25 protein-coding genes and 1 pseudogene are annotated in these 25860 nt (G+C 73.1%); 9 read left to right on the forward strand and 17 right to left on the reverse strand.

Features of this window, described 5'->3' with window-relative positions; translation table 11 throughout:
- From HLB15_RS25045 to HLB15_RS13640, 8 genes and pseudogenes are all read left to right on the forward strand, one after another.
- A pseudogene (locus HLB15_RS25045) lies at positions 1-127 on the forward strand (IS3-like element ISRhosp1 family transposase); the annotation flags it as partial.
- A 62-nt stretch (positions 128-189) separates the two neighbouring features.
- Positions 190-504 carry a hypothetical protein gene (locus HLB15_RS13610; protein WP_171106306.1) on the forward strand — a complete coding sequence of 105 codons (315 nt, stop codon included), beginning with the start codon at positions 190-192 and terminating at the stop codon, positions 502-504.
- A gap of 80 nt (positions 505-584) precedes the next feature.
- Positions 585-1154, forward strand: a complete 570-nt coding sequence (locus tag HLB15_RS13615) for a hypothetical protein (RefSeq protein WP_171106307.1) — start codon at positions 585-587, stop codon at positions 1152-1154.
- Between the two features lie 39 nt (positions 1155-1193).
- Positions 1194-2018: a hypothetical protein gene (locus HLB15_RS13620; protein ID WP_171106308.1), complete on the forward strand. Its 825-nt coding sequence runs from the start codon at positions 1194-1196 to the stop codon at positions 2016-2018.
- An 81-nt stretch (positions 2019-2099) separates the two neighbouring features.
- Positions 2100-2387 carry a hypothetical protein gene (locus HLB15_RS13625; protein WP_171106309.1) on the forward strand — a complete coding sequence of 96 codons (288 nt, stop codon included), beginning with the start codon at positions 2100-2102 and terminating at the stop codon, positions 2385-2387.
- Positions 2388-2517: 130 nt separating this feature from the next.
- Entirely contained in the window at positions 2518-3546 is a 1029-nt protein-coding gene (locus HLB15_RS13630; protein WP_171106310.1) for a hypothetical protein, read from the forward strand.
- Positions 3547-3881: 335 nt separating this feature from the next.
- Positions 3882-4937 (forward strand): serine aminopeptidase domain-containing protein, encoded by a 1056-nt coding sequence (locus HLB15_RS13635; protein ID WP_171106311.1) that lies wholly within the window; start codon positions 3882-3884, stop codon positions 4935-4937.
- A 7-nt stretch (positions 4938-4944) separates the two neighbouring features.
- On the forward strand, positions 4945-5718 hold the full coding sequence (locus tag HLB15_RS13640) for a glycerophosphodiester phosphodiesterase family protein (RefSeq protein ID WP_171106312.1): 774 nt from the start codon (positions 4945-4947) through the stop codon (positions 5716-5718).
- Positions 5719-5748: 30 nt separating this feature from the next.
- Here the strand turns inward: HLB15_RS13640 and HLB15_RS24265 are convergent, their stop codons facing one another.
- From HLB15_RS24265 to HLB15_RS13720, 16 genes are all read right to left on the reverse strand, one after another.
- A complete protein-coding gene (locus HLB15_RS24265) occupies positions 5749-6384 on the reverse strand; it encodes an excalibur calcium-binding domain-containing protein (RefSeq protein ID WP_171106313.1) in 636 nt (211 codons plus the stop codon).
- Positions 6385-6592: 208 nt separating this feature from the next.
- On the reverse strand, positions 6593-7750 hold the full coding sequence (aroB, locus tag HLB15_RS13650; RefSeq protein ID WP_171106314.1) for a 3-dehydroquinate synthase: 1158 nt from the start codon (positions 7748-7750) through the stop codon (positions 6593-6595).
- Positions 7751-7820: 70 nt separating this feature from the next.
- On the reverse strand, positions 7821-8405 hold the full coding sequence (locus HLB15_RS13655) for a shikimate kinase (RefSeq protein WP_171106315.1): 585 nt from the start codon (positions 8403-8405) through the stop codon (positions 7821-7823).
- Positions 8402-9631, reverse strand: coding sequence for a chorismate synthase (gene aroC / locus HLB15_RS13660; protein WP_171106316.1), 1230 nt, complete (start codon positions 9629-9631; stop codon positions 8402-8404). Before aroC ends, HLB15_RS13655 begins: the two co-directional genes overlap by 4 nt.
- Before the next feature lie 90 nt (positions 9632-9721).
- Positions 9722-10609 carry a shikimate dehydrogenase gene (locus HLB15_RS13665; RefSeq protein ID WP_171106317.1) on the reverse strand — a complete coding sequence of 296 codons (888 nt, stop codon included), beginning with the start codon at positions 10607-10609 and terminating at the stop codon, positions 9722-9724.
- Between the two features lie 15 nt (positions 10610-10624).
- A complete protein-coding gene (locus HLB15_RS13670) occupies positions 10625-11647 on the reverse strand; it encodes an endolytic transglycosylase MltG (RefSeq protein ID WP_212759855.1) in 1023 nt (340 codons plus the stop codon).
- Positions 11648-12050: 403 nt separating this feature from the next.
- Positions 12051-13184 carry an endolytic transglycosylase MltG gene (gene mltG, locus HLB15_RS13675; protein ID WP_171106319.1) on the reverse strand — a complete coding sequence of 378 codons (1134 nt, stop codon included), beginning with the start codon at positions 13182-13184 and terminating at the stop codon, positions 12051-12053.
- A gap of 37 nt (positions 13185-13221) precedes the next feature.
- The gene (gene ruvX / locus HLB15_RS13680) at positions 13222-13704 is read right to left on the reverse strand and encodes a Holliday junction resolvase RuvX (RefSeq protein ID WP_212759861.1); all 483 of its coding nucleotides are present in this window, start codon (positions 13702-13704) and stop codon (positions 13222-13224) included.
- Positions 13705-13783: 79 nt separating this feature from the next.
- On the reverse strand, positions 13784-16471 hold the full coding sequence (gene alaS / locus HLB15_RS13685) for an alanine--tRNA ligase (RefSeq protein WP_171106321.1): 2688 nt from the start codon (positions 16469-16471) through the stop codon (positions 13784-13786).
- A gap of 205 nt (positions 16472-16676) precedes the next feature.
- Positions 16677-16943, reverse strand: coding sequence for a hypothetical protein (locus HLB15_RS13690; RefSeq protein WP_171106322.1), 267 nt, complete (start codon positions 16941-16943; stop codon positions 16677-16679).
- Positions 16940-17344 carry a DUF948 domain-containing protein gene (locus HLB15_RS13695; RefSeq protein WP_171106323.1) on the reverse strand — a complete coding sequence of 135 codons (405 nt, stop codon included), beginning with the start codon at positions 17342-17344 and terminating at the stop codon, positions 16940-16942. Before HLB15_RS13695 ends, HLB15_RS13690 begins: the two co-directional genes overlap by 4 nt.
- Before the next feature lie 214 nt (positions 17345-17558).
- Positions 17559-18185 carry a 30S ribosomal protein S4 gene (gene rpsD / locus HLB15_RS13700; RefSeq protein ID WP_171106324.1) on the reverse strand — a complete coding sequence of 209 codons (627 nt, stop codon included), beginning with the start codon at positions 18183-18185 and terminating at the stop codon, positions 17559-17561.
- A 162-nt stretch (positions 18186-18347) separates the two neighbouring features.
- Positions 18348-19805 (reverse strand): replication-associated recombination protein A, encoded by a 1458-nt coding sequence (locus tag HLB15_RS13705; protein ID WP_171106329.1) that lies wholly within the window; start codon positions 19803-19805, stop codon positions 18348-18350.
- Between the two features lie 12 nt (positions 19806-19817).
- Complete coding sequence (locus tag HLB15_RS13710; RefSeq protein ID WP_229785746.1) at positions 19818-21011, reverse strand: AI-2E family transporter; 1194 nt, start codon at positions 21009-21011, stop codon at positions 19818-19820.
- A gap of 4 nt (positions 21012-21015) precedes the next feature.
- Positions 21016-22227, reverse strand: coding sequence for an AI-2E family transporter (locus HLB15_RS13715; protein WP_171106325.1), 1212 nt, complete (start codon positions 22225-22227; stop codon positions 21016-21018).
- A 239-nt stretch (positions 22228-22466) separates the two neighbouring features.
- Positions 22467-23381, reverse strand: a complete 915-nt coding sequence (locus tag HLB15_RS13720; protein WP_171106326.1) for a helix-turn-helix transcriptional regulator — start codon at positions 23379-23381, stop codon at positions 22467-22469.
- 174 nt (positions 23382-23555) lie between these two features.
- Between HLB15_RS13720 and HLB15_RS13725 the strand changes: the two genes are divergently transcribed.
- On the forward strand, positions 23556-24578 hold the full coding sequence (locus tag HLB15_RS13725; protein WP_171106327.1) for a zinc-binding dehydrogenase: 1023 nt from the start codon (positions 23556-23558) through the stop codon (positions 24576-24578).
- A gap of 6 nt (positions 24579-24584) precedes the next feature.
- On the opposite strand, the gene recD is transcribed toward HLB15_RS13725, so the two are convergent.
- Positions 24585-25860 (reverse strand): exodeoxyribonuclease V subunit alpha (gene recD / locus HLB15_RS13730; protein ID WP_171106328.1); only part of this gene is annotated, 1276 nt, incomplete at its 5' end.

The following is a 25860-nucleotide window of genomic DNA, read 5'->3' on the forward strand; positions in this document are numbered from 1 at the left end:
CCGGCGCGAGGTGTTCCGCTGGATCCTTCGTTACAACAACCGCCGCCGACACTCCTGGTGCGGCTACACCAGCCCCGTCGACTACGAGAAGAACACGACCAGCACTACGCTCACCACCGCGGCGTAACCCAACCCCGTGTCCACGAACCGGGGTCAAGGCCCGCTCTTGAGGGCGAGGCTGCACCGTCCGTGTCCGAGCTGGCGACTGTGATCCAGCACGACGACATCGTGGTCGATGGTCGGCGCGTGACGTCGATCCATACCGAGCAGATGCACATTGAGGTACCGCTCGGCACGCAGGTGGAGTTCATGCCCGCTCCGGACAACGCGAACCGCTGCGACGAGTGCGGGGACGAGATGGACGACGCCGAGGAGGACTATCTGTGCTCCTCCTGCGCGGCCGAACAGCGTGCCGAGGAGGCCGTCATCCCCGCTGAGGTATCCGACGATGATGATTGGTCGGACGAGACGCGCTACCCCGGCGACCGGGGGTCTAGGTCGTGACCAACATTCCACGTTTGCCGAAGGGCTCGCCCGACTCGGCGGGCGGCCAGTTCGCACCAGGGCCACGAGACGAGGCGCCCGTGGCCCTCGAAGGCACAGGCGTCCGGCCCGGCGGACCTGCGATCACCGCGGAGTTCGCGCCAGGCACCCTTCAGGTGGTCAGACCCGAGCTCCTGCCCGCCACGGACCCCACCATGCTCGTGCTCCAGCACAACCCGCACGCCTGGTCATGGGCGAACGCCACGCACGAGAACTACTGGGACAAGGCCGATGCCATGAAGTCGCGCGGCGTGACGATGGCGGCCCGCGCCGGCGACCTGGTCCCTGGCGACAAGGTCAGCCTGGGCCCGCTCCTACTCCAGCTCTCCCAGGACGAGCGCTACACGATCGACGCGGACGCCGCGCGGACGACGATGGCGGAAGTGGACCAGGTCCTGCACAGGCACTTCCGCAGCTCGGGCAGCTCGTACGCATGGATCTCCACTGATCAGGGCCAGTTCACACTGGCGTTCGACGCCCCGGTGTCATTCCTGCCGGGTCGTAGCGAGCGATGTGAGCGATGCGGGTCCCACATGCCTGGCAGCGAATGCACCGGTGGGCTGTGCGCCACCTGCGAGGACCTGGCCGAGGCCGTCGGCGAGCTGCATTGATCCGTCGTTCGCACCTTCTACGCCGCACTCCAACGGGATATGGCCGACGTTTCGAACCGCAGCAGGCAGCCTCAGGGCGCTCCTGACGGCACCGGCGGGCAATTCACAGCCGAAGGCCACAGCGAGGTCCAAGTCGTTCTGGACACCGCTCCGGCCCTCAAGGCCGTCGCCGCGGTCACTGGTTACCACCGCACTGAGATCAGCGCGGCAGCGCATACGCTCCGCAGTCTCCTGAGCGAGCAGGCCGCGGCCCGCACCAACAGCGATCAGGAGTTCTACGGAGAGGGCCGCTCTACGGCCTTCAGCGAGTATGTCGCGATCCTGCACGATCCCGACGTCCTCAACGATCCATGGACGGACGTAGCCATGAGCCAATCAGCCGCCAGTGCTCGCGACGCCCTCCAGGGTGGCTTCGACGTCTCCGCACCATCAGGGCTGAACGAAACACAACGGCGGGCTGCGATTGAGTACGTCTCCGGGAGGGTCAGCAGGGAACTCGCGCATGCCGCCGAAGCGCGCGCTCATTCCGCGCAGGCACGCTTCGGCACACAGGCTGAGGATCACCACTCCAGGGGCCGCCTCGACGGCTACGGCGCTGCACTCGTCGAGCTCATCCACTCAGGGCAACCCTCCACCGCCCGCCTCGAGACCAACGCAAAAGTCGCCGACCTGGCAGACGCGTCGAAAGGGGCCCCGACGCCTGAAGATGTCACCGCGGTAGCTTCCCACCAACGCACGGCACATCGAATCGCCGCCGCAGAGCACGAAGCCGCTGTCGCGTACGACGATGTCGCCAGTGCCCGCCAAGAACTCAGCGAAGCCAACCGGCGCCTGGACCGTGCCTTCGCCGCGGATTCCAACTAGGCCCACCACAGCGCGCTCGAGAACGACATCTCGGACGCTCATGTCGCCTGCTGCGAGTCCGAGCGGACCTACGAGAAGGCAATGCAGCAGTTGTGGCTGGCACGCGCACCACACCTACTGCAAGACGTCGACGAGGACCTGTCCAACGCCCGCGACGTCACCGCATTACGATCCCGGCACAGCATCATGCTCGAGCTGGCCCGGTTCCGTAGCCATCAGGACCGGGCGAACTCCGCCTTGACCGCTGATGACGTCGGCACCGACCCTGCCAGAGCCGGGCTGCAGCGGGCCACGCAGCTGGTCAAGGCCCGAATCACCCTGCGGAACGACCGGCTCATGGAGTGGCAGTCCGAGCAGCCTCGGAAGTGACCCTGGGTGTCCATCGTTGGCCTCGTCGGTCGACTCGGATGCCCGTCGATTCGCCTGCGGGGATCGGTAGGCTCCCCGGCATGGCCAGTCCTCAAGTGCACTGTGCCATGGCCTGTTCAAATTCGACCACATGGCGGAGACGAAGCCAATGATGGAGCTGATCAAGGCGATCGCTGGTGCCATCACGTCGCACACTGAGGCGCTGTTCGGCACGAAGTGGACCGAGTTCGTAGCTTGGAGCACCTACGGAGTCGCGGCCATCTGGTTGTACTGGCATCTTCTCTCTGCCGACCGGGACGGGACAATTCGCGTAGATCAGATCGAGCGGAGCCCTCTCGACGGCGTAGCTGCACTCTTCGCATGGCTAGGCGCTCCGTCGCCCACCTGGCTGCACGACGCGATCGCATGGTCGAGCTCACCGGACCGCTCCACACTCGTGATCGTCCTGGCGATACTCTGCGGCGCTGCGGCGATCACATCCGCCAGGATCCCGGGTCCAGGCTGGGCGATCCTCACGGTCCTCCTGGGCCTGGCGGCCATCCAGGGCGGAGGTATGGGCGTCCTACGGGTCATAGCTGCCGCGATCGCCGCTCCTGTTGCTGTCTCATATCTTCTAGGACTCCTGCAACGAGACCGGAAAGTGAAGGACATGACCCACATGCCGTTCTATACGACGCGGCAGCTCCTCAACGTTCTCATCCCGTTCGGCCTGGTTCTTGCAGCACCCGCCGTTGTACTCGTCCACCTGGTGACCTGCTTCAGCATCCCCGACCGCGAAGAGCCCGGCGCACTGGAGCTGTCTTCAGCATCCCTCCGTGCGCTTCGTGACAGCGGGGACGCGGAGGACAGGCGAGCGGCACACCACGCGCTCATCGTCGCGGGAGCGATCCTGGCGGCACCCGACGAACGAGACAGCCACGCACACTCCATCTCCTGGATCATGACCGCTCCGGCCGGTGCCAGGATCCCCGGTTCGTCAACATCGGAGGCTGCGCTTCGCCGGGCATGGCGCGAGAACGAGACTCTCCGTGATCCGACCGTCGCCATGCTGACGCATGACGGCCCTCTTGAAGGCCCTCGCTTTCGGGGCTATGTGGTGTCACCTGAGCGGGATGACTCCGAAACAGACGGCTTGGGCCCCATGCCAAAACACGGATGACGGCCAGCACCCACGGCTGAAACAGGTTGATAGCCGTCGCAGGGACGTCGGTCTCGTCCGGCGTCGGCCCGCCGGAGAACGCACCTGGACCTAGCTAGCCGCTCCCGCTACGGGCTCTCACGCTCGCTCAGCGTCCCAATGCTCGCTGGCCGACGCGGCGTCGAAGAACAAGTGCTAGCAGCCACTGCATGCGACGAGAGTACCCAGACACTCCCCAGCAACCTCCCAGGTTGATGCGGATTTTCATGCGGAATCCACGCGTGCACACCGATGCAACACGACGCACTCATGTGCATCACTCTATAGTTCTGCCATGGAAGAGATGGAGGTGGTGTATGGGGATTCGGCACGACAGGGACAGGGCCGAGCGTCACGCAACGAGCGCCCACAATCCGGCATCCTCGCAGGTCACGCTGCACTGGCGGACGGACCACCTGCTCGGCGCCCCGTTCCAGGAGGCCCCGCTCGGCCCGGCCACCCTGGTCCGCTACCCGCACCCGCCGGACCTGCCCGCGCCGCGCGCCGCCGTCGCGCTCCACGTGCACGGGTACAACGACTACTTCTTCCAGGACCACCTCGCCCGCACGTTCGCGGCGGCCGGGTACGCGTTCTACGCCGTCGACCTGCGCGCCGCGGGGCGCTCGCTGCGGCCCGGTCAGATCCCGCACTTCGTGACCGACCTGCGCGAGCAGGCGACGGACATCGCCACGGCCGCGCGCGCCGTCCGCGGTCTGGAGCCCGGCCTGCCGCTGCTGGTGCACGCGCACTCCACGGGCGGGCTGACGGCGTCCCTGTGGGCCCACGCGCACCGCAACGCCGCGGGCGCCGACGCCGGACCGGACCTGCTGGTGCTCGACTCGCCGTTCCTCGACCTGCACGCGCCGACCTGGCAGCGCACGGTCGGCACGCAGTTCCTCGACCGCGTGGGGCGCCTGGCCAGCACCCGGATCATCAGCGACAACCCCTCCCGGTACGCCGAGCACCTGCTCGCGGCGAACGGCGGGCGGTGGGAGTTCGACACGACCCTGAAGCGCCCCGAGGGCCTGCCGGGCCGCGTGGGCTGGTTCGTCGCGGTGCGGCGAGGGCAGGCGCGCGTCGCCAGGGGGCTGCAGATCGCGTGCCCGGTGCTGCTCGCGCGGTCCGACTCCTCCGGGCCCGACTCCCCGGACAACCCGCTGCTCGACGCGCAGGACACCGTGCTCGACGTCGAGCAGATGGCCGCTCTCGTCCCCTGCCTGGGCGAGGACGTCACCGAGCTGGTCGTGCCCGGCGGCGTGCACGACCTCACGCTCTCCGCACGCGGTCCGCGCGAGGCCTACCTCGACGGCATGCTCCACTGGGCGCAGGGCCGTCTGCCGGACGGCGCCGCGCCGACCCACCGACCCACGTGAGGTATCAGTGACCTATTTCGAGGGGCCGTTCCAGGCCCTGGCCCACCGCGGTTTCGCGCACGCCTCGGCGGGCACCGAGGGACTCGAGAACTCGCTCGCCGCGTTCGGCGCGGCCGTCGACCTCGGGTTCCGGTACGTCGAGACCGACGCGCACGGCACCGTCGACGGCGTCGCCGTCGCCCTGCACGACGAGTCGCTCGACCGCACCACCGACGGCACCGGGCTCGTGGCCGAGCTGCCGTGGTCCGAGGTGGGCGAGGCGCGCATCGGCGGCGTCGAGCCCGTGCCCCTGCTCGAGGACGTGCTGGGCGGGTGGCCCGAGCTGCACGTCAACATCGACGTCAAGCACGCCTCCGGCGTCGGTCCTGTCGCGCGCGCCGTCGAGCGCACCGCGTCATGGGACCGCGTGTGTGTCACGTCGTTCGACACCGCCCGGCGCCGCGCCACGCTCGCCCGGCTGTCGCGCCCCGTCGCGACGTCGGCCGGCCGCAACGAGATCCGCGCCTTCCTCGCCGGTGTGCGGCTGCGTCTGACCCCGGTGGCCCGGCAGGCTCTCCGGCACGCCGACGCCCTGCAGGTGCCCGTCCGCGAGGGCCGCGTGACCGTGGTCGACGACGCGACCGTCGCGTCCGCGCACGCCCTCGGCAAGAAGGTGCACGTGTGGACGGTCAACGACCCCGCCGAGATGGAGCAGCTGATCGACCTCGGCGTCGACGGGCTGGTCACCGACCGCGCCGACCTGCTCAAGGAGGTCCTGGTCGCGCGCGGGCTCTGGGCGTGAGCGGGGAGTGAGCGTCCGGGGCGGCGCCGGCTACTCGCAGCCGACGCCGTCGCCGTCGCGGTCCAGGTGGGACCCGTAGCCGGGGTCGCCCGCGTACACCGGGGCGGCTCCTGCGGCGCGCGCGGCGTCGCAGTTCTCGTAGGAGGCCGAGCCGCCGCCGGACGAGTCCGGCGCGGACTCCTGGCGGGTCGCCGCCCCTCCCCCGCTCGACAGCAGCCCCGCCGCCTGCTCGGACGCCTCGACGGCGTCCTCCCGCTCCGCGAGGTCGGCCTCGGCGCTCGTGACGGCGGCCTCCCGCTCCTCCAGCGTGTCCTGGGTCGCGCCCAGCCGGTCCTCCTTCGTCCGCAGCTCCTTCGCGCGGTCGTCGAGCCGGTCCGCGCGCGCGTCGAGCTCCGCCTCGGCGGCCGCGAGCGCCTCGCGCTCCTGCGCGACGTCGGCCTGCGCGGACTCTCCCTCGGACCGCAGGTCGGCGAGCGCCGCCTCGACGGAGGCCGACGCCGAGGCCTGCGCCTCCGCGGCCACGTCCGGAGCGGTGGCCCCGCCGATCCCGAGCCCGAGGAGGAACACGACGAGCGCCGCGACGACCCCCGCGACGATGATCAGCGGCCGTCGCACACGCTGCGACGACGTCGACGGGTCGGGGGGCAGGTTGTCGGCCTTGCGCATCGCGGGCTCCTCTCGGACGGCGCGCAACCCTGCGCGCCCCGTGTCGCCCCCCGCGACGGAAACGCTAGTCCGCGCCGGTGGAGGACCGCCCGCAAAGTCGGCGCCGTTCACCCGGTGATCACCCGGTCGTGGCGGCGCCGTGGCGCGGGTCGGTCTGGAAGACGATCGTGCGGGACGTCGTCGCCCGTCCCGCGGGATGCCCGCCCGCTCAGCCCAGCGTCAGCGTGACCGGGGTGCCCGGACCCTTCGTCGGGGGCTCCTTGGAGACCTCGGCGTACGCCGCGGCCAGGAGGGTCGGGTCGGGGCCCTCGAGGCGGACCGGCTTGGCGATGTCGTCCAGCACGACGAAGCGCAGCAGGTTGCCGCGCGCCTTCTTGTCGCGGTGCATGGCGGCGAGGAGCTGGTCCCAGCGGTCGCCGCGGTAGTGGACCGGCAGGCCGAGCGACGAGAGCAGGGCACGGTGCCGGTCGGCGACGTCGTCGGACAGCTTGCCTGCCATGCGGGCCAGCTCCGCGGCGAACACCATGCCGACGCTCACGGCCGCGCCGTGCCGCCACTGGTACCGCTCGGCGAGCTCGATCGCGTGCCCGAGGGTGTGGCCGTAGTTGAGGATCTCGCGCAGGCCCGCCTCCTTGAGGTCCTCTCCCACGACCCGCGCCTTGACCCGCACGGACCGTTCGACGAGCTCGGCGACGACGGCCCAGGTCTCGTCCGCCGCGTCGGCGCCGGCCCAGCCGCGCAGCTCCTCGACGTGCGCCTCGACCAGGTCGAGGATGACGGGATCGGCGATGAAGCCGGTCTTGACGACCTCGGCCAGGCCCGCCACGAGGTCCCACTTGTCGAGCGAGCCGAGCGCCTGCAGGTCGCACAGCACGCCCGCCGGCGGGTGGAACGCGCCGACCAGGTTCTTGCCCTCCGAGGTGTTGATGCCGGTCTTGCCGCCGACCGCGGCGTCGACCATGGCGAGCAGCGTGGTCGGCACCTGGACCACGCGGATCCCGCGCAGCCACGTCGCGGCGACGAACCCGGCCAGGTCGGTCGTCGCACCGCCGCCGATGCCGACGATCGCGTCCGTCCGCGTGAAGTCGAGCTGCCCGAGCAGACCCCAGAGGAACGCCGCGACCTGCGGTGTCTTCGCGGACTCCGCGTCGGGCACCTCGGCGACGAACGCCTCGTAGCCGGAGGCCTTGAGGTCCTCGGCGACCGTGTCCGCCGTCGTGGACAGCGCGGCCGGGTGCACCACGAGCACCTTGGCCGCCTCGCCGACCATCGACGGCAGCTCGCCCAGCAGGTGGTGTCCGATGACGACGTCGTAGGGCGCCTCGCCCGTCACGGTGACCCGGACGGGGGCGCTGTCGGTGCTCACGGTGTGCTCTCCTCGGTGCTCGTGCTCAGTGCTCGTGCTCAGTGCTCGTGCTCGTGCTCAGTGCTCGTGCTCAGTGCTGGTGCTCGTGCTTCGGGTCGGTCAGCTCGCCCGCGGTCAGCTCGAGACCGAGCGCGTCGGCGATCTCGCGCGCGACGTGCTCGCCCGGGCGCTCGCTCGACATGACCGTGAGGGTCGCGAGCCGCTCGTAGGTGGGGCGCCGCTCGTTCATCAGCTTCTGCCACTGGGCGCGCGGGTTGCCGAGCAGCAGCGGGCGGGCCTGGTTCATGCCGACGCGCTGGGCGGCGATCGCGAGCGGCACGTCGATGAACACGACGTGCCCGCCCGCCGCCGCGTACGCCGTCAGCGCCTCCTGGGTCACGGCGTCCGTCACGGCGCCGCCGCCGAGCGACAGGACGCCGTCGTGCTCCTCGAGCGCCGCGAGCACGGCCTCTCGCTCCAGCTCGCGGAACCGCGGCTCGCCGTCGTCGACGAAGATCTCGCTGACGGGCTTGCCCGCGCCGGCCTCGACGTCGGCGTCGGTGTCCCGGACGGTCAGGCCCAGCCCGGCCGCCAGGATGCGCCCGACCTTCGACTTGCCCGACCCGGGCGGGCCGATGAGGACGACGACGGGCCGGGTCCCGGTCGCCGCGCTCACCGCAGCAGCTCCGGGACCGCCGCGACGTAGGACTCGAGGTTGCGCCGCACCTCGGCCACCGAGTCGCCGCCGAACTTCTCGACGGCGGCCTCGGCCAGCGTGAGCGCGACCATCGCCTCGGCGACCACGGCGGCAGGCGGCACGGCGCACACGTCGGACCGCTGGTGGTGGGCCGTCACGGGCTCGCCGGTCGCGGTGTCGACGGTGGGCAGGGCGCGCGGCACGGTCGAGATGGGCTTCATGGCCGCGCGCACACGGACGACCTCCCCGTTGGACATGCCGCCCTCGATGCCGCCCGCGCGGTTCGTGGTGCGCGTGATGCCGGGCCGGCCGTCGGCGCCGGTGCCGCGCACGATCTCGTCGTGGGCCGCGCTGCCGCGCCGGCGCGCGGTGCGGAAGCCGTCACCGACCTCGACGCCCTTGATGGCCTGGATACCCATGAGCGCGGCGGCGAGGCGCGCGTCGAGACGCCGGTCGCCCTGCACGTAGCTACCCAGCCCCGACGGCACGCCGTAGGCGAGCACCTCGACCACGCCACCGAGCGTGTCGCCGTCCTTCTTCGCCAGGTCGATCTCCTCGACCATGAGCTTCGAGGACGCGGCGTCGTGGCAGCGCACCGGGTCGGCGTCGAGCGCGGCGACGTCGTCGGGGTGCGGCAGCGCGGCGTCGTCGGGCACCTCGACCTCGCCGATGGCGACCACGTGCGCCACGAGGCGGATGCCGAGGCCCTGCTCGAGGAAACGCGCCGCCGCGACGCCGAGCGCGACGCGCGCGGCCGTCTCGCGGGCGGACGCCCGCTCCAGCACGGGCCGCGCGTCGGTGAAGCCGTACTTGCGCATGCCGACCAGGTCGGCGTGGCCGGGGCGGGGGCGCGTCAGCGGCCGGTTGCGCGCCACCTCACGCTCGTCACCGGTGCCCGCGTCGACCAGCAGGGCCTCCGGCGCGACGGGGTCGGCGGACATGACGTCGGTCCACTTCGGCCACTCGGTGTTGGCGATCTCGATGGCGAGCGGGCCACCCTGCGTCAGGCCGTGGCGCAGGCCGCCGAGCACGCGCACCTCGTCCTGCTCGAACTTCATGCGGGCCCCGCGGCCGTACCCGAGGCGGCGGCGCGCGAGGGCCGCCTGGATGTCCGCCGTGGTGAGCTCCACCCCGGCCGGCAGGCCCTCCATCACCCCCACGAGGGCCGGACCGTGCGACTCACCCGATGTCAACCAACGCAGCATGCTCGGATTGTTTCACGCGCTCCGCGCGCTCCGCGCACCGGTCCGAGGGGCGACACGCCGAGCGCCCGGTGCCCGGCGTGTCGCGGGCCCTCAGACCGCCGGGACCGCGAGCGCCGCGCACAGCGCCTCGTCCATCGCGTCCAGCGGGGCGGGGCGTCCCGTCATGAGGCGGACCTGCTCGGCGGCCTGGTGCAGCAGCATGCGCTCGCCGCCGACGGTGCCGCCGTGCTCGCCCGTGCCGTGCGCCGACCACGCGGTCTGCAGGGCCGTGGGCCGGGGGTCGTAGACGACGTCGAGCAGGACGCCGCGCGGACCGGAGCGGCCGGCGGCCACGCGCGCGCCGAGCAGGTGGGCCCAGGTGTCGGACGCGTGCTTCGGCGTCGTGGAGACCACGGCGTCCGCGTCGGCCAGGGCGGCGGTCGTCGCGGCGTCGTCGAACACCTCGAACGAGGGGGTCACACCCATCCGGGCCACGGCCTCGCGCAGCGCGCCGATGCGGTCGAGGGACCGCACGAACACGCGCGCCGACGGGCAGCCGAGCTCGGCGAGCGCCGCGAGCGCGGAGGCCGCCGTCGCTCCCCCGCCCAGGACGACCGCCGTCTCGACGCGGCGCCGGCCGAGCCGTTCGCGCAGCGCCGCGACGACACCGTGCACGTCGGTGTTGGTGCCGGTGGTCGTCACGGTGCCGCCCGCGCGGCTGAACAGCACGGTGTTCACGGCGCCGACGGCGGCCGCGAGCGGCTCGACGTGGTCCACCAGCGGGATGACGACCTGCTTGAGCGGCATGGTCAGGCTCAGCCCGGCCCAGTCGGGGCCGAGCCCGGCGAGGAAGCCCTCCAGGGCGTCCTCGGTGACGTCGTGCAGCCCGTACCGCCAGCCGTCCAGGCCGAGGGCCTCGTAGGCGGCGGCGTGCAGGAGGGGCGACAGGGAGTGGGCCACGGGGTGGCCCAGCACGGCGGCGCGCATCGGTGCTCCCATCGGTGCTCGCATCGGTCAGTACCCGTTCTCCGCCGCCCAGGCCTGGTACTCCTGGCGGAACTGCAGGAACTCGTCGTAGCTGTCCGTGAACTTGGTCTCCTGCGTGTCCAGGTTGACGGTCACGTACCAGCGCCACGGCCCCTCGCTCGGGCTGAGCACGGCCTCGATCGAGGCCCGGCTGGGCGCGCCGATCGCCGTGGGCGGCAGCCCCTTGACGACGCGCGAGGCGTACGGGAAGGACTTGTCGTTGAACTCGTCGCTCGTGATCTGGTGCGAGGGCTTCTTGCGCCCGTAGGAGTCGATCGCGTCCAGGCCGAGCGCCTCGTCCGCCGCCAGGCGGTTCTCGATGACGCGCGCTACCTCGCCGCGGTACTCGTCCGGCGCCTCGCGCTCGACCAGCGACGCCTTGATGATGACGTCGTTCTGCCGGTCGGCGGGCACGTCGAGCTCCTCGAGCTCCTGCAGCGTCAGGGCGACCATCTGCTGGAGGACGTCGGCGGCGCTCACGGTCTCGGGCTTGGCGTCGTACGTGCTGGCGGCGAGCCAGCCCTCCAGGTGCCCACCTGCCTGCTCCGGCAGGCCGAGGGCCGCAGGGTCGGCCAGGGCGGCGTCGATGTCCGCCTCGGGCCAGCCCGCGTCGATCATGGTCTGCCGGATCTGCTCGACCGTGTAGCCCTCGACGACCGTCAGGCCACCACGCACGACCTTGTTCTCGGCCAGCAGCGCGACGGCGGACTCGGCGCTCATGTGCAGGCGCAGCTCGTGCGCGCCGGGCTGGATCGCGGCCGCGCGGGGGTTGGCGCCGAACGCGCGGACGAAGGCCTCGGCGCTCGCCACGACGTCCTTCTCCACGAGCTCGGCGGCGATCGTGGAGCCGTTGGCTCCCTCCGGCACCTCGACGACGACCGGTTCGCCGCCCTCGCCCTCGTAGTCCGCGGCGGCCAGCGGCGTGCGCAGGCCGAAGAGGTAGCCGTCGTTCTTCACGGTCCAGGCGCCGAGCCCACCGAGCAGCACGAGGACGGCGACCAGGGCGATCACGAGGGGGCGGCGAGAGCGCTTCGCCCGGCGGTCGCGCCGGCCGGCCCGGCTGCCCGGACGGACGTCACGCTCGGCGCTGGCGGCGCGCCGACCGCCCGCGCCGCGGCCGCCCGTGCTCCGGCCGCTGGCATGCCGAGGAGGCCCCTCGTAGCTCACTCCGGGAAGGCCCTCGGTCACGCTCGCTCCGTCCTCTGTGCTGACCGGGTCGTTCGTCGACCCGGTGCCGGTCTCCCACCCGGGACCCGTGCACGACATCCATGAGACGCCGGTCGCACGTCACGATCACATCACGGGCCGGGTGCCGCGAACGCTACCCCGACCAGCGGCCCTGCGGCCAACCGCTCGCGGGCGTCGTCCGACCCGGCCCGGGCCGACGCCCGACCAGGGCCGGGACGCGGCAGGGTCAGCCGTTGGCCTTCTCCCACGCGCGCAGCTCCGCGACGTTCTTCTGGTGCTCGTCGTAGCTCTCGGCGAACTTGGTCTCGCCCGTGTCGAGGTTGACGGTCACCCAGAACTTCCAGTCGCCCGGCGTCGGGTGGAGCACGGCCTCGACGGAGGCGTCGCCCGGGCTCGCGATCGGCCCCGGCGGCAGGCCGGTGTGCTCGTAGGTGTTGTACCGGTTCTTCTCGTCGCGCAGGTCGTCGCGCGTCAGCTCGGTGCCCGGCTTGCCCGCGCCGTAGGCGACGGAGGCGTCGATCTGCAGCGCCATGTCGTCGGCGAGGCGGTTCTCGATGGCGCGCGCGATCTTCGGCCGGTCCTCGGCGTGCAGCCCCTCGCGCTCGACCAGGGAGGCCTTGGTGAGCACGGCGCGCCACTGCTTGGGGGCCACGCCCTTGTCCTCGAGCATCCGGGTCGTCCGGCCGACCATCTCGGACAGGAGGCCCTCGGCCGTCGAGTCCGGCTTGGCCATGTACGTGTCGGGGTACAGCCAGCCCTCGACGTCCCCCTTGGCCTGCGGGGGCAGCCCGATCGCCTCCGGGTCGTCCAGCGCCGCCTCGAAGTCCTCGGCGGGCAGTCCTGTGACCTGCACGGCCCGGTCGACCACCTGCGCGGCCGTGAACCCCTCGGGGATGGTCACCTGCAGGTCGACCAGCTCGTTCTTCACCAGCAGCGCGACCGCGTCCTTCGCGGACATCTCCTCGAGCATGGTGCGCGTGCCCGGCCGGATCGACACCGAGTCCGGGTTGGCCTCGAACGCCGCGGTGAACGCGGAGACGCTGGCGACCACACCGGCCTCGTACAGGGTCTGGCCCATGATCTGGCCGGTCGCGCCCTGCGGGATCTCGACCTCCACCTGGTCACCGCCGGGACCCGGGTAGTCCTTCGACTCCAGGGGGCTGGTCAGGCCGGTCAGCCAGTCCATGTTGGTCCACACCGCGTAGCCCGACCCGCCCACCAGCACGAGGGCGACCACGAGCACGAGCAGCGACCGGCCGCGGCGACGCCTGCGGCGGCGCTGGGCCCGGCGGCTCGAGCGCGGCCCGGGGAATGCGGGGTCTGCCTGGCTCGGCGGGGGCGCCGTGAAGAGGTCCGTCACCTCGGGCTCACTGTCCTTCGTCGGGGGGCTGCTGGGGTCAGTCGTGCGTGTCGTGCACGGTCCGCGGCTCGACGAGCTCGCCGGCGCGCTCCCCCTTCGCCCGCTCCGCGTCGAGTGCAGATTGCAAGATGATAACGGCTGCGGCCTGATCGATCACGGACCTGTGCTTCTTCGTCTTCCGGCCCGCCGAGCGCAGCTGCTGGTGCGCGGACACGGTGGTCATCCGCTCGTCCACGAGGCGCACCTGCGGGCCTTCTCCCGTGGTCTCCCGCGCGGCGGCCAGGGCCGTGACCAGCCGGTCGGCGAAGGCGCGGGCGTCGGCGGTCGCGGCGCCCTCCTTGCCGGACAGGTGCCGCGGCAGGCCGACGTACACGACGGCGGCGAACCGCTCGACCGCCTCGTCCACGATCCGCCGCACGTCGGCGGTGGCCCCCTGACCGTCCCGCACGCGCGGCACGGTCTCGACCGGCGTGGCGACCAGGCCGTCGGGGTCGCTGGCCGCCAGCCCGATCCGCGCCATGCCGACGTCCACCCCGAGCCGGGCCCCGCGCGGGAGCCCGGCCGGGACGGTGGGTGCGTCCTCGCTCACCTGTACCCGCTCAGGAACCGACGGCGGCCAGGCGCACGCCCTCGGCGATCCCGGCGAGGGCCTCGCCCAGCCGGGCGGGGTCGGTGCCGCCGCCCTGCGCCATGTCGGGCTTGCCGCCGCCACCGCCGCCGAGCGTCCGGGCGGCCGTGCGCACCAGGTCGCCGGCCTTGTACCCGGCGTCGCGGGCGGCCGCGTTGGTCACGACGACCACCACCGGGCGCCCGTTCGACACGCCGCCGGCCGCGGCCACGACGGGCTCGGCCTCGCCGAGGCGGTTGCGCACGTCGAGCACCAGGGCGCGCAGGTCGTCGGCCTGGGCCTCGCCCGCGTCGTGCGTGACGACGCGCACGTCGCCCACGCGCGGGGCCTCGGCGGCGAGCCTGCCCGCGGCGGCCAGGAGCCGGCCCTGCCGCAGCGCCGCGAGCTCCTTCTCGGCCTCCTTCAGGCGGGACACCAGCGAGCCGACACGCTCGGTGAGGTCCTCGGGGCGCGTGTTGAGCAGGCCGCTGAGCTGACCCACCAGGGCGTGCTCCTTGGCCTGGAACCCGTACGCGCCGTCGCCCACCAGGGCGTCCACGCGGCGCACGCCCGAGCCGATGGACGACTCGCCCAGCAGCGTCACGCGGCCGAGCTGGCCGGTCTGCCGGACGTGCGTGCCGGCGCACAGCTCGCGCGACCAGTCGCCACCGATCGAGACCACGCGCACGACGTCGCCGTACTTCTCGCCGAACAGGGCCATGGCGCCGGCGGCGCGGGCCTCGGCGATCGGCATGAGCTGGTCGGTGACCTCGAGGTTGTCGGCGAGGCGCTCGTTGACGCGCTCCTCGATCTCCGACAGGGCGGAGGCCGAGACGGCCGACGGCGAGCGGAAGTCGAACCGGATGCGGCTCGGGGCGTTCTCGGACCCCGCCTGCGTGCGGTCGGGGCCGACCAGCTCGTGCAGGGCCTTGTGGATCATGTGCGTGGCCGAGTGGGCGCGGCTGATGGCCTTGCGGCGGGCCGTGTCGATCTGCGCCGTGCCGGGGTCGCCCAGCGCGGCGGTGCCCTCGACGAGGCGGCCGCGGTGCACGATCAGCCCCTTGATCGGCCGCTGCACGTCGTCCACCTCGATGGTGGCGCCGCCGTCGAGCACGATCGTGCCGTGGTCGGCGAGCTGGCCGCCGGACTCGGCGTAGAACGGCGTGCGGTCGAGCACGACCTCGACCTCGGCGGGGGCCGTGACGGCAGGAGCGGGCACGCCGCCGGAGAGCAGGCCGGCGACGCGCACGCCGGCGTCGGTCTCGGTGTAGCCGAGGAACTCGACGGGCGCCGAGAGGTCCTTCTGCAGGGCCTCGTAGGCGCCGACGTCGGCCCCGCCGGTGCGCTTGGCCAGGGCGTCGGCCCGGGCGCGGGCGCGCTGCTCCTGCATGAGGCTGCGGAAGGCCTGCTCGTCGACCTGCACGCCCTGCTCCGCGGCCATCTCGAGCGTGAGGTCGATCGGGAAGCCGTAGGTGTCGTGGAGCTGGAAGGCGGCGTCGCCCGGCAGGGTGTCCCCGCCGCTCTTCCTGAGTCCGGCGACGGCGTTGTCCAGGATGGTCGTGCCGGCGGCCAGGGTGCGCCGGAAGGCCTCCTCCTCGGCGTAGGCCACGGCCGAGATCTGCTCGAAGTTCTGCTCGAGCTCCGGGTAGGAGGGCGCCATGGCGTCCTTGGAGACGGGCAGCAGCGACGGCAGCGCGACGTCGTCCACGCCGAGCAGGCGCATGGCGCGCACGGAGCGGCGCAGCAGGCGGCGCAGCACGTAGCCGCGGCCCTCGTTGGAGGGACGCACGCCGTCGCCGATGATCATGAGCGCGGAGCGGACGTGGTCGGCCACCACGCGCATGCGCACGTCGTCGTCGTGGTTCTCGCCGTACTTCTTGCCGGACAGCTTCTCGGCGGCCTCGATGACGGGGTAGACCTCGTCGATCTCGTACATGTTGTCCTTGCCCTGCAGCAGGAAGGCAACACGCTCCAGGCCCATGCCGGTGTCGATGTTCTTCTTGGCGAGCTCGCCCACGATCCGGAAGTCCTCCTTGGACCTCACGTCGTCGATGGCGTACTGCATGAACACGAGGTTCCAGATCTCGACGAACCGGTCGCCGCCCTCGTCGACCAGCGGACCGCCGTCGGGGCCGTAGGCGGAGCCGCGGTCGTAGAAGATCTCCGAGCACGGGCCGGCCGGGCCGGGCTGGCCCGTCGACCAGTAGTTGTCCTTCTTGCCCAGGCCCTGGATGCGCTCGTCGGGCAGGCCGACGATGTCCTTCCAGAGCTGCCGGGCCTCGTCGTCCTCGTGGTAGACGGTGACCCACAGCTTGTCCGGGTCGATGCCGAGCTTCCCGTCCTCGAGCGAGCCCGTCAGGAAGTCCCAGGCGAACCGGATCGCGTCGGCCTTGAAGTAGTCGCCGAACGAGAAGTTGCCGTTCATCTGGAAGAACGTGCCGTGCCGCGTGGTCTTGCCGACGTCGTCGATGTCGAGCGTGCGCACGCACTTCTGCACGCTCGTGGCACGCGTCCACGGCGGGGTCTGCTGGGCCGTCATGTACGGGATGAACGGCACCATGCCCGCGATGGTGAACAGCGTCGACGGGTCCGGGGAGATCAGCGACGCCGACGGCACCACCGCGTGGCCCTGAGCTTCGAAGTAGTCGAGCCAACGCTTGCGGATCTCGGCGGTGCGCATGAGGTCAGTGATCCTTCTTCTCGGTCGTGCGAAAGACGGGTGTCGTGCGGAAAGACGGGTGGGACACGGGGGTGCAGCGCACGGGGGTGCCCCGCGCAGCACGCGGTGGCCACCCGTCGCGCCCGCGCGTGCGTCCTATTCTGCCGCCGCGAGGGCCGCGGACGGAAACTGAAAGTGCGGGCTGTGGACGAACGCCCGGGCCGGGCTACCGGCGCGCGTCGGGCGGGCCGCCCGGGAGCTCGCCGCGCAGCGACGCCATGAGCTCGGCCTCGCGCTCGGCACGCGCCCGGGAGAACTCCGCGGAGAAGCCGCGCGCCGCCGCGGTGAGCCGCGCCCCGGCGTCGTCGACCGCCGCGGCCGCCCGCTCGCTCACCGACGCGGGCGTGTACCGCTCGACGACCTGCCGCCCCTTGCGGATCACGACGATCGTCACGGTCACCCCGACGCCGACCCAGAACAGCCGGCGGATCACGCGCCCGCCTCCGCCGTACCCGGGTCGGTGTGCCGGCCCGCGCGGCCGCGCGCGCCGCCGAACGCCTGCCGCACGCCGTAGGAGAACGCGGCGACCTTGACCAGCGGCTTGCCGAGCGTCGCGGCGTAGAGGCCGGTCAGGGCGGAGACGTTCTCGCTGACGTTCGCCGCCGACGTCGTGATCGTGTCGACCTTGACGAGCTGCGTGTTGGCCGACGCCACGGTGCCCGCCGCCTCGTCGAGGATGGGCACGGAGTGCTCGGTGACCTCGCGGACGCTCACCCGCGCCTCGTCCAGCAGCCTGCCCAGCTTCCACAAGGGGACGGCGAGGAAGCCCACGAGGAGCACGAACGCGATCGCCGCGATCAGTCCCGCCACGTCTCCGAGGTCGCCGAGGGTCATGCGCAAGCTCCTGCCTGGAAAGGTGTGTCCGGCGCCGTACCGGCTGCCGTAGGGGGTCGTCCGCCACCCTATCCCGGCCACCGCCGCCTCCGCCCACCACCGCGCGGGCGCGCCCCGTCCCTGCCCGCGGGCGCCCCGCAGCCAGGTGCCCCGCACACAGCAGACGGCCCCGTCCGCGCCGAGCGCGGACGGGGCCGTCGGGGACAGCCGTGGATCAGCGAGCGTAGTACTCGACGACCAGCTGCACGTCGCAGGTCACGGGGACCTCGGCGCGCTTCGGCGCACGCGCCAGCGTCGCCGTCAGCTTCTCGAGCTGGACGTCCAGGTAGCCCGGGACCGCCGGCAGCACGTCGCGGTGCGCGCCCGCGGCGGCGACCTGGAACGGCACCGTGGTCTGGCTCTTCGGCTTGACCTGGATGGTCTGGCCCGGCTTCACGCGGAACGACGGGCGGTCCACGATCTTGCCGTCCACCAGGATGTGACGGTGGGTCACGTGCTGGCGGGCCTGCAGGATGGTGCGGCCGAAGCCGGCGCGCAGCACGAGCGAGTCGAGACGCGTCTCCAGGTCCTCGACCATGACCTCACCGGTCAGGCCCGCCTGCTTGCGAGCGTTCTCGTACACCTTGAGGAGCTGCTTCTCGCGGAGCATGTACTGCGCGCGCAGACGCTGCTTCTCGCGCAGGCGCACCGCGTAGTCCGACTCGGTGCGGCGACGGGCGCGGCCGTGCTCACCGGGCGGGTAGGGGCGCTTCTCGAAGTGCTTGACAGCCTTCGGCGTGAGCGCGAGGCCCAGCTTGCGGCTCAGTCGCACCTGACGGCGCGAACGGGTCACAGAGGTCACTGTGTCTTCCTGTCCTGTCGTACGAAAGAGGTCACACCTGGACACGGGTGCCCCCGAGGGGAGACCGCACCGGGTGCGGGACCAGCCGATGGAGCGGACGCCGTACGGCGGCCGTTCGCGGGGCCGAGGTCCCAGGGGTTGCCCGTAGGCAACCTGAGCATCTTACCGTACGTCGGGCCCGCTCCGCGCCGCGGGACCGGTGTCCTCGCTGCCCAGGATGCCCCGGATGCGCTCGAGCCGCTCGGCCACCTGCCGCTCGTAGCCCCGGTCGCTCGGGTCGTAGTAGCGCGAGCCCGCGAGGACGTCCGGCAGGTACTGCTGCGGAGCCACGGCGTGCGGCCAGTCGTGCGCGTAGCGGTACCCCGCACCGTGGCCGAGCGCCTTGGCGCCCGCGTAGTGCGCGTCGCGCAGGTGGTGCGGCACCGTGCCGACCCGCCCCGCCCGCACGTCGGCCAGCGCGGCGTCGACACCGAGGTAGGCCGCGTTGGACTTCGGTGCGGTCGCGAGGTGCACCACGGCCTCCGCCAGCACGATCCGGCCCTCCGGCATCCCGATCAGCTGGACGGCCTGCGCCGCCGCGACGGCCGTCTGCAGCGCCGAGGGGTCCGCCATGCCGACGTCCTCGGCCGCCGAGATGATCAGGCGCCGCGCGATGAACCGCGGGTCCTCCCCCGCCGCCACCATGCGGGCCAGGTAGTGCAGCGCCGCGTCGACGTCGGAGCCGCGGATCGACTTGATGAACGCGGAGACGACGTCGTAGTGCTGGTCGCCGTCGCGGTCGTAGCGCACGGCGGCGACGTCGACGGCACGCTCGACGTCGGCCAGACCGACGTGCGGCACGGCGGCCTCGCCGTCCTCGCCCTCGCTCTCCGGTGCGGCGCCCGCCTCGCCGTCCGTGGCCGCGACGGACCCGTCCGACAGGACGGCGCCCGCCGCCGCCTCGAGGATCGTCAGCGCCTTGCGCGCGTCGCCGCCCGCGAGGCGCAGCAGGTGCTCCGTCGCCTCGTCGTCGAGCTCGACGGAGCCGCCCAGCCCGCGCTCGTCCGTCACCGCGCGGCGCACGAGCTCGCGCACGTGCTCGGTCTCCAGCGGGCGGAGCGTGAGCAGCAGGGAGCGGGACAGCAGCGGCGAGTTCACGGAGAAGCTGGGGTTCTCGGTGGTCGCGGCGACGAGGGTGACCCAGCGGTTCTCGACGCTCGGCAGCAGCGCGTCCTGCTGCGACTTCGAGAACCGGTGCACCTCGTCGACGAACAGCACGGTCTCGTCGCCGCCCGTGGCCAGCCGGCGCCGCGCGTCCTCGACCACCTGGCGCACGTCCTTCACACCCGCCGTCACGGCGCTGAGCTCGACGAACCGCCGCCCGGACACCGTGGCCACGAGGTAGGCCAGCGTCGTCTTGCCCGTGCCCGGCGGGCCCCAGAGGATCACCGACGACGGCGCGGTGCGCCCGCTGCCGCCCGGCTCGATGAGCCGGCGCAGGGGCGAGCCGGGCTCGAGCAGGTGCTCCTGGCCCGCAATCTCGTCGATGCTGGCCGGGCGCATGCGCACCGCCAGGGGGGACGACGCCCGTGCGGCAGGGGTGCCCGCCGTGTCGGTCGTCGCGGCGTCGAACAGATCCACCATGCCCTCAGCCTACGGACGACCACCGACATGCGGGCCCGCGGCCTGCTCGGCGGCCCGCCCGGCGTCGGGGTCCGGGCTCGCGTCGGGACCGGCGGGGGCGTCCGGGGCCACCGGGTCGGGCGGCCTGCGCAGCGCGCTGAACACGGCCCACGCCACGGCGATGAGCGGCACGGCGACGACCGCGCCGAGGATGCCGCCGACGACCGTGCCGCACGTCACGCCGAGCGCGACGACGACGGGGTGCAGCGACACCTGCTTGCCCATGATGAGCGGCTGGAGCACGTGCCCCTCGAGCTGCCCGATGCCCGCGATGCCGAGTGTGACCACCAGCGCCGTGAGCAGACCGTCGGCCGCGAGCGCCACGACCGCGGCGATGATCATGGCGAGCGGGGCGCCGACGAGCGGGATGAACGTGCCGATGAACACGAGCACGGCCAGCGGCGCCGCCAGCGGCACCCCGACGATCGAGAGGAAGATCCCGGCGAGGATGCCGTTGCTGATGGCGACCAGCACGATGCCGCGGGTGTAGCCGGAGAAGGTGTACCAGCCGACGCCCGCCGCGTCGTTCCAGCGCTGCCGCGTGCGGGCGGGCACCTGGGCGACGAACCAGCGCCACATGGTGCCGCCCGAGGACAGGAAGAAGACGGTGCAGAAGATCGCGAGCGCGAGCACGGCGGTGCCCTCGACGATCGAGCCGGCGCTCTCCGCGGCGCGGCTGACGAGGGTCTGGGAGTTCTCCTGGATCCAGCTCGCGACGTCGTCGATCCACTGGTCGCGGGTGTCGACCTCGACGTCGACCGACAGGGGGTTGTTCTCGACGAGGTCGACGATCTGGTCGATACCGGTGTTGAACTCGCCGGCGAGGCGCTCCCACTGGCCCGCGACGGACACGACGACGTACGTGAGCAGGCCGCCGACGACGAGCACGCCGGTCAGGATCGCGCCCGCGGTCGCCAGGGGCCGGGGCATGACGCGCGCGTAGAGGTCGGTGAGCGGGTTGAGCACCGCGGTGAGCACGAGCGCGAGGAACACCGCGACGAACACGATGAGCACCTGGGTGACCGCCCAGAAGACGAGGGCGATCCCGGCGACGAGCAGGATGAGGCGCCACGACCAGCCCGCCGCGGTGCGCAGCCAGGCGGGCGGCTGGCTGTCGCGCTCGGGGGCGCGGACGACGGCGAACGGTGGTGCGGGCTCTGGCACCGGATCAGTCTGCCTGATGCGCGGTGACGTCGCTGGTCGTCGGGTCCTGCGTCGGGTCGTGCGCCGGACCGTGCGGCGTCGGGTCCACCCCCGGCGCGGGCACGCCGCGGAGCGTGCTGAACACCGCCCAGGCGACGCCGGTGAGCGGCACGGACACGACGGCGCCGAGCAGCCCGCCGAGCACGGAGCCGCCCGCGACGACGAGCGCCATGACGACGGGGTGCAGCGACACCTGCTTGCCGGTGATGAGCGGCTGGAGCACGTTCGCGTCGATCTGCGCCACGACGACCATGCCGATGAGCACGACGAGCGCGAGCACGGGCCCCTTGGCCGCGAGGGCGACGAGGACGCTGATCACGATGGCGGCCACGGGTCCGATCATGGGCACGAAGGCACCGAGGAACACGACGACCGACAGCGGCAGCGCGAGCGGCACCCCGACGACGGACAGGAAGATGCCCGCGATGACGCCGTCGGCCAGCGCGACGAAGAACATGCCGCGCGTGAAGCCGGAGAACGCGTTCCAGCCCGCGACGGCGGCCCTCTCCCAGCGGTCGTGCTGCGCCGCGGGCACGAAGCCGAGCGCCCAGCGCCACATGGCGCCGCCCTGGGTGAGGAAGAAGACGGTGCAGAAGACCGCGAGCACGACGGCGGTCGCGCCCTCGCCGATGACGCCGGCGCTCTGCGCCGCGGTCCCCGCGTAGTCGCCGGCGTTGGCCTGGAGCCAGGCGCCGCCGTCCGCGAGCCACTCGTCGGGGCTGCCGAGGGCGGACAGGAGGGGGACGTCGGAGACGAGCACCGCGAGGTCGGTCAGGCCGGAGCCGAACTCGGTGGCCAGCTCCTCCCACCGGCTGGTGACGCTGGTGACGACGTAGGTGACGAGCGCGCCGACGGCGAGCACGGCCGTGAGCAGCGACGCCGCCATGGCGAGGCCGCGCGGCATCACGCGGTCGTAGAAGTCGCCCAGCGGCAGCAGCACGGTGGTGAAGACGAGGGCGAGGAACAGCGCCACGAACACGACCTGCACGAGGCTGACCACGTAGAAGACCGCGGCGACGGCCACGAGGATGCCGACGAACCGCCAGGCGAGGTCGCCGGTCGAGCGCACCCACGACGCGGCGGGGACGGCGGTGGAGCCCGCGGCGGGCTGCGCGTCCTGGGTCACGGGCGGCCGGGCCGCCTCTGTCGACGCCACGGTCAGCGTGTCAGCCGTCATGCCCATGCTCCCGATTTTGTTGTTTGGGGCGAATTGTCCTGGCGGACGTTAGCGGTCGGCCACCGGGCGCGACAACTCCCCCGGCCCCTCTCTCCGGGTAGGATGGGGGCAGGCTTCCGGCGCGCGAGCGCCGGCGGGATCCGAATGAGACAGCGGATCGAGGCGCCCCCGCCGCTCCACACGGCGGGGGCGCCTTGTCGTTCCTCCCGGTCGTCACCCCGCGTGCACGTCGACCACGCTCACCGGCCGGAGACCCGCGCCGCGTCCGCCGACCACGAGCCCAGCACGCGCAGCCGCTCCGCCGACGGCGACCCCGGCTCGGCCGTGTACACGAACAGGACGAGGCCCGGGTCAGCGGTGAGGGCGAGCTCCTCGTAGGCGAGCGTCAGGTCGCCGACCACAGGGTGCCGGAACCGCTTGGTCCCCGTCCCGTGGACGCGGACGTCGTGCGCGGCCCAGAGCGTGCGGAACAGGTCGCTGCGCGTCGACAGCTCGCCGACGAGCTCCTGCAGGCCCGGGTCGTGCGGGTCGCGGCCGGCGTCGGCGCGCAGGATCGCGACGGTCATCCGGGCGAACCGGTCCCAGTCCGGGTAGAAGTCCCGCGAGGCGGGGTCGAGGAACACGAAGCGCGCGAAGTTCGGCGCCCGCCCGTCCGCCGCTCCCGGGCGCCCCGTGACGGCGGTCGCCCCCGTCATCGGTGCGTAGAACGCACGCCCCAGGGCGTTCGCCGCCACGAGGTCCTGCCGCTGGTCGCGGACCACGGCGACGGCGTCGGTGACCGCGTCCAGCATCCACTGCAGGCTCGGCCGGGCCTCCCGGGAGCGCGCGGACCGGCGCCGTCCCCTGCCCGACGTCGGCACGCCGTCCGCGGCCCGGGCCAGGTCCAGGAGGTGGGCGCGCTCGGCGTCGTCCAGGCGCAGCGCGCGCGAGAGGCTGTCCAGCACCGAGGCCGACGCGCCGCCCAGCGCGCCGCGCTCGAGCTTGGCGTAGTACTCCACGCTGATCCCCGCGAGCGTCGCGACCTCGCTGCGCCGCAGCCCGGCCACCCGCCGCTGCGTGCCGGCGGGCAGGCCCGCCTCCCGAGGCGTGAGCCGCGCACGGCGCGTCATGAGGAACTCGCGCACCTCCGCCCGGTTGTCCGCCCGCTTCTCCATGCGTCCCAGGCTAGGCCGGGGCGCGCCCGGGAGGGACGCCCTGCCAGTACACGTCTCGCAGTACACGTCCGCCGGTACACGTCCGCCGGTACACCCCACGTCAGGGACTCCCCGTCGCCCCGGTGCGCGCCCAGGCTGGGTGGGTCACCACGACTCACACCGAGGAGAACCACCATGCGTGGAGCTGTCATGCACGCCCCCGGCGACGTGCGCGTCGAGGACCGCGACGAGCCGACGATCGTCGAAGCCACCGACGCCGTCGTCCGCGTCACCGCCGCCTGCATCTGCGGGTCCGACCTGTGGCCCTACCGCGGCGTCGTGCCGCTCCACGGGCCGACGCCGATGGGGCACGAGTACGTCGGCGTCGTCGAGCAGGTCGGCGACGCCGTGCGGGAGATCCGTGTCGGCGACCACGTCGTCGGGTCGTTCGTCGCGTCCGACAACACGTGCGAGATCTGCCGCGCCGGCTACCAGTCGCGCTGCGTCGAGCACGTGATGATGACGACCATCGGCACCCAGGCCGAGCGCACCCGGGTCCCGCTCGCCGACGGCACGCTCGTGCGCCTGCCCGGCGAGCCCGACGCCGACCTGCTCCCCGCGCTGCTCGCCGCCTCCGACGTGCTCGGCACCGGCTGGTTCGCCGCCGACGCCGCGCACGCCGGGCCCGGGCGCACGGTCGCGGTCGTCGGCGACGGCGCCGTCGGCCTGTCCGCCGTCCTGGCGGCGCGGCACCTCGGCGCCGAGCGGGTCGTCGTGTCCAGCAGGCACCCCGACCGGCAGGCGCTGGCGCGCGAGCTCGGCGCCACCGACGTGCTCGCCGAGCGCGGCGACGCGTTCGTGGCCCGGGTCAAGGAGCTGACCGGCGGGTACGGCGCGCACGGCGTCGTCGAGGCGGTCGGCACCGAGGAGTCGATGTGGCAGGCGATCGGCTCGGCACGGCCGGGCGGGCACGTCGGCTACGTCGGCGTCACGCACGGGGTCACGCTCGACGGGCTCCGGCTCTTCATGAGCGGCGTGCACCTGCACGGCGGCCCCGCGCCCGTGCGGCGCTACCTGCCCGAGCTGGTCGACCTCGTCTGGCAGCGTGCGATCGACCCGGGCAAGGTCTTCGACCTCACCCTGCCGCTCGAGAAGGCGGCGGAGGGCTACCGAGCCATGGACGAGCGCCGGGCGACCAAGGTCCTCCTCACGCCCTGACCCCGCTCAGCTCGTCAGGCGGCGGGCCAGGCCGCTGGCGCGCCGTGCGCGACGGCGCACCGCGGCGGCGACCGCCTCCGGCGTGCCGACCACCCGCACCCGCCGCCGCGCGCGGGTCACGGCGGTGTAGAAGAGCTCGCGCGTGAGCAGGGGCGAGGTCTCGTCGGGCAGCAGGACCGTGACCGTCTCGGCCTGGCCGCCCTGGCTCTTGTGCACCGTCATGGCGTGCAGGGTCTCGACGTCCCCGAGCCGGGCGACGGCGTAGGACGCTCCGCCCTCGATGTGCGCGCGCAGCGTGTCACCCTCGGCGACCACCACGCCCGTGTCGCCGTTGAACAGGCCCAGCGCGTAGTCGTTCGCCGTGACCAGGACGGGACGGCCGGCGTACCAGGGCGTCCCGGCCGCCGCGCCGAGCACCGTGCCGGCCGCCTCGCCCAGCCGCCGTTCGACCTGCCGGTTCCAGGACGCCGCACCCCACGGGCCCTCCCGGTGGGCGCAGAGCAGGCGGTGGCGCCCGGCCAGCTCGAGCGCGCCGTCCGCGTCGCCCGCGAGCGCCAGGCGGCGCACCTCGAGCGCGTGCCGCGCCAGCTCGTCCTGCAGCGCCGTCACGGCGTCGGCGTCGTCGGGGTGGACGAGCTCGACGGCCGTGTCGCCCGCCGTGAGCGCCGCGAGGACGGCGCCGTCGTCGCCGGCCTGGACGGCCGCCGCCAGGCCGGTGATCGCCGTGCTCTCGGACCGGTGGTCGGTGTGCAGGGCCGCGACGGCGCCGTCGTCGCGCGCACCGAGGCCTGCGACGAGGTCGGCGAGCACGGCGCCCGCCTCGACCGAGGCGAGCTGGTCGGGGTCCCCGACGAGCACGAGCCGCGCCTCGGGGCGCACTGCTTCCAGGAGGCGGGCCATGAGCGTGAGCGAGACCATCGACGTCTCGTCGACGACGACGACGTCGTGCGGCAGCCGGTTGGAGCGGTCGTGCCGGAAGCGGGTGCTCGAGCCGGGAACCGCGCCGAGCAGCCGGTGCAGCGTGCTCGCGCGCAGGCCGGCCAGGCGGTGGCGGTCGTCGTCGGTGAACCCGGGTCGTGCGACCGTCCCGGCGGCGCCGGGACCGCTCGGCGGGGGTTCCAGGGCACGGACGACCGCGTCCTGGAGGCGGGCGGCGGCCTTGCCGGTCGGCGCCGCGAGCGCGATGCGCAGCGGCTGCCCGCCCGCCGGGCCACGAGCCCCTGCGTGCTGCTCGGCGTGCTGCTCGGCGAGCAGCGCGAGCAGGCCTGCGACCGTCGTCGTC

The sequence above is a fragment of the Promicromonospora citrea genome, from assembly GCF_013004695.1.
Classification (GTDB): Bacteria; Actinomycetota; Actinomycetes; order Actinomycetales; family Cellulomonadaceae; genus Promicromonospora; species Promicromonospora citrea.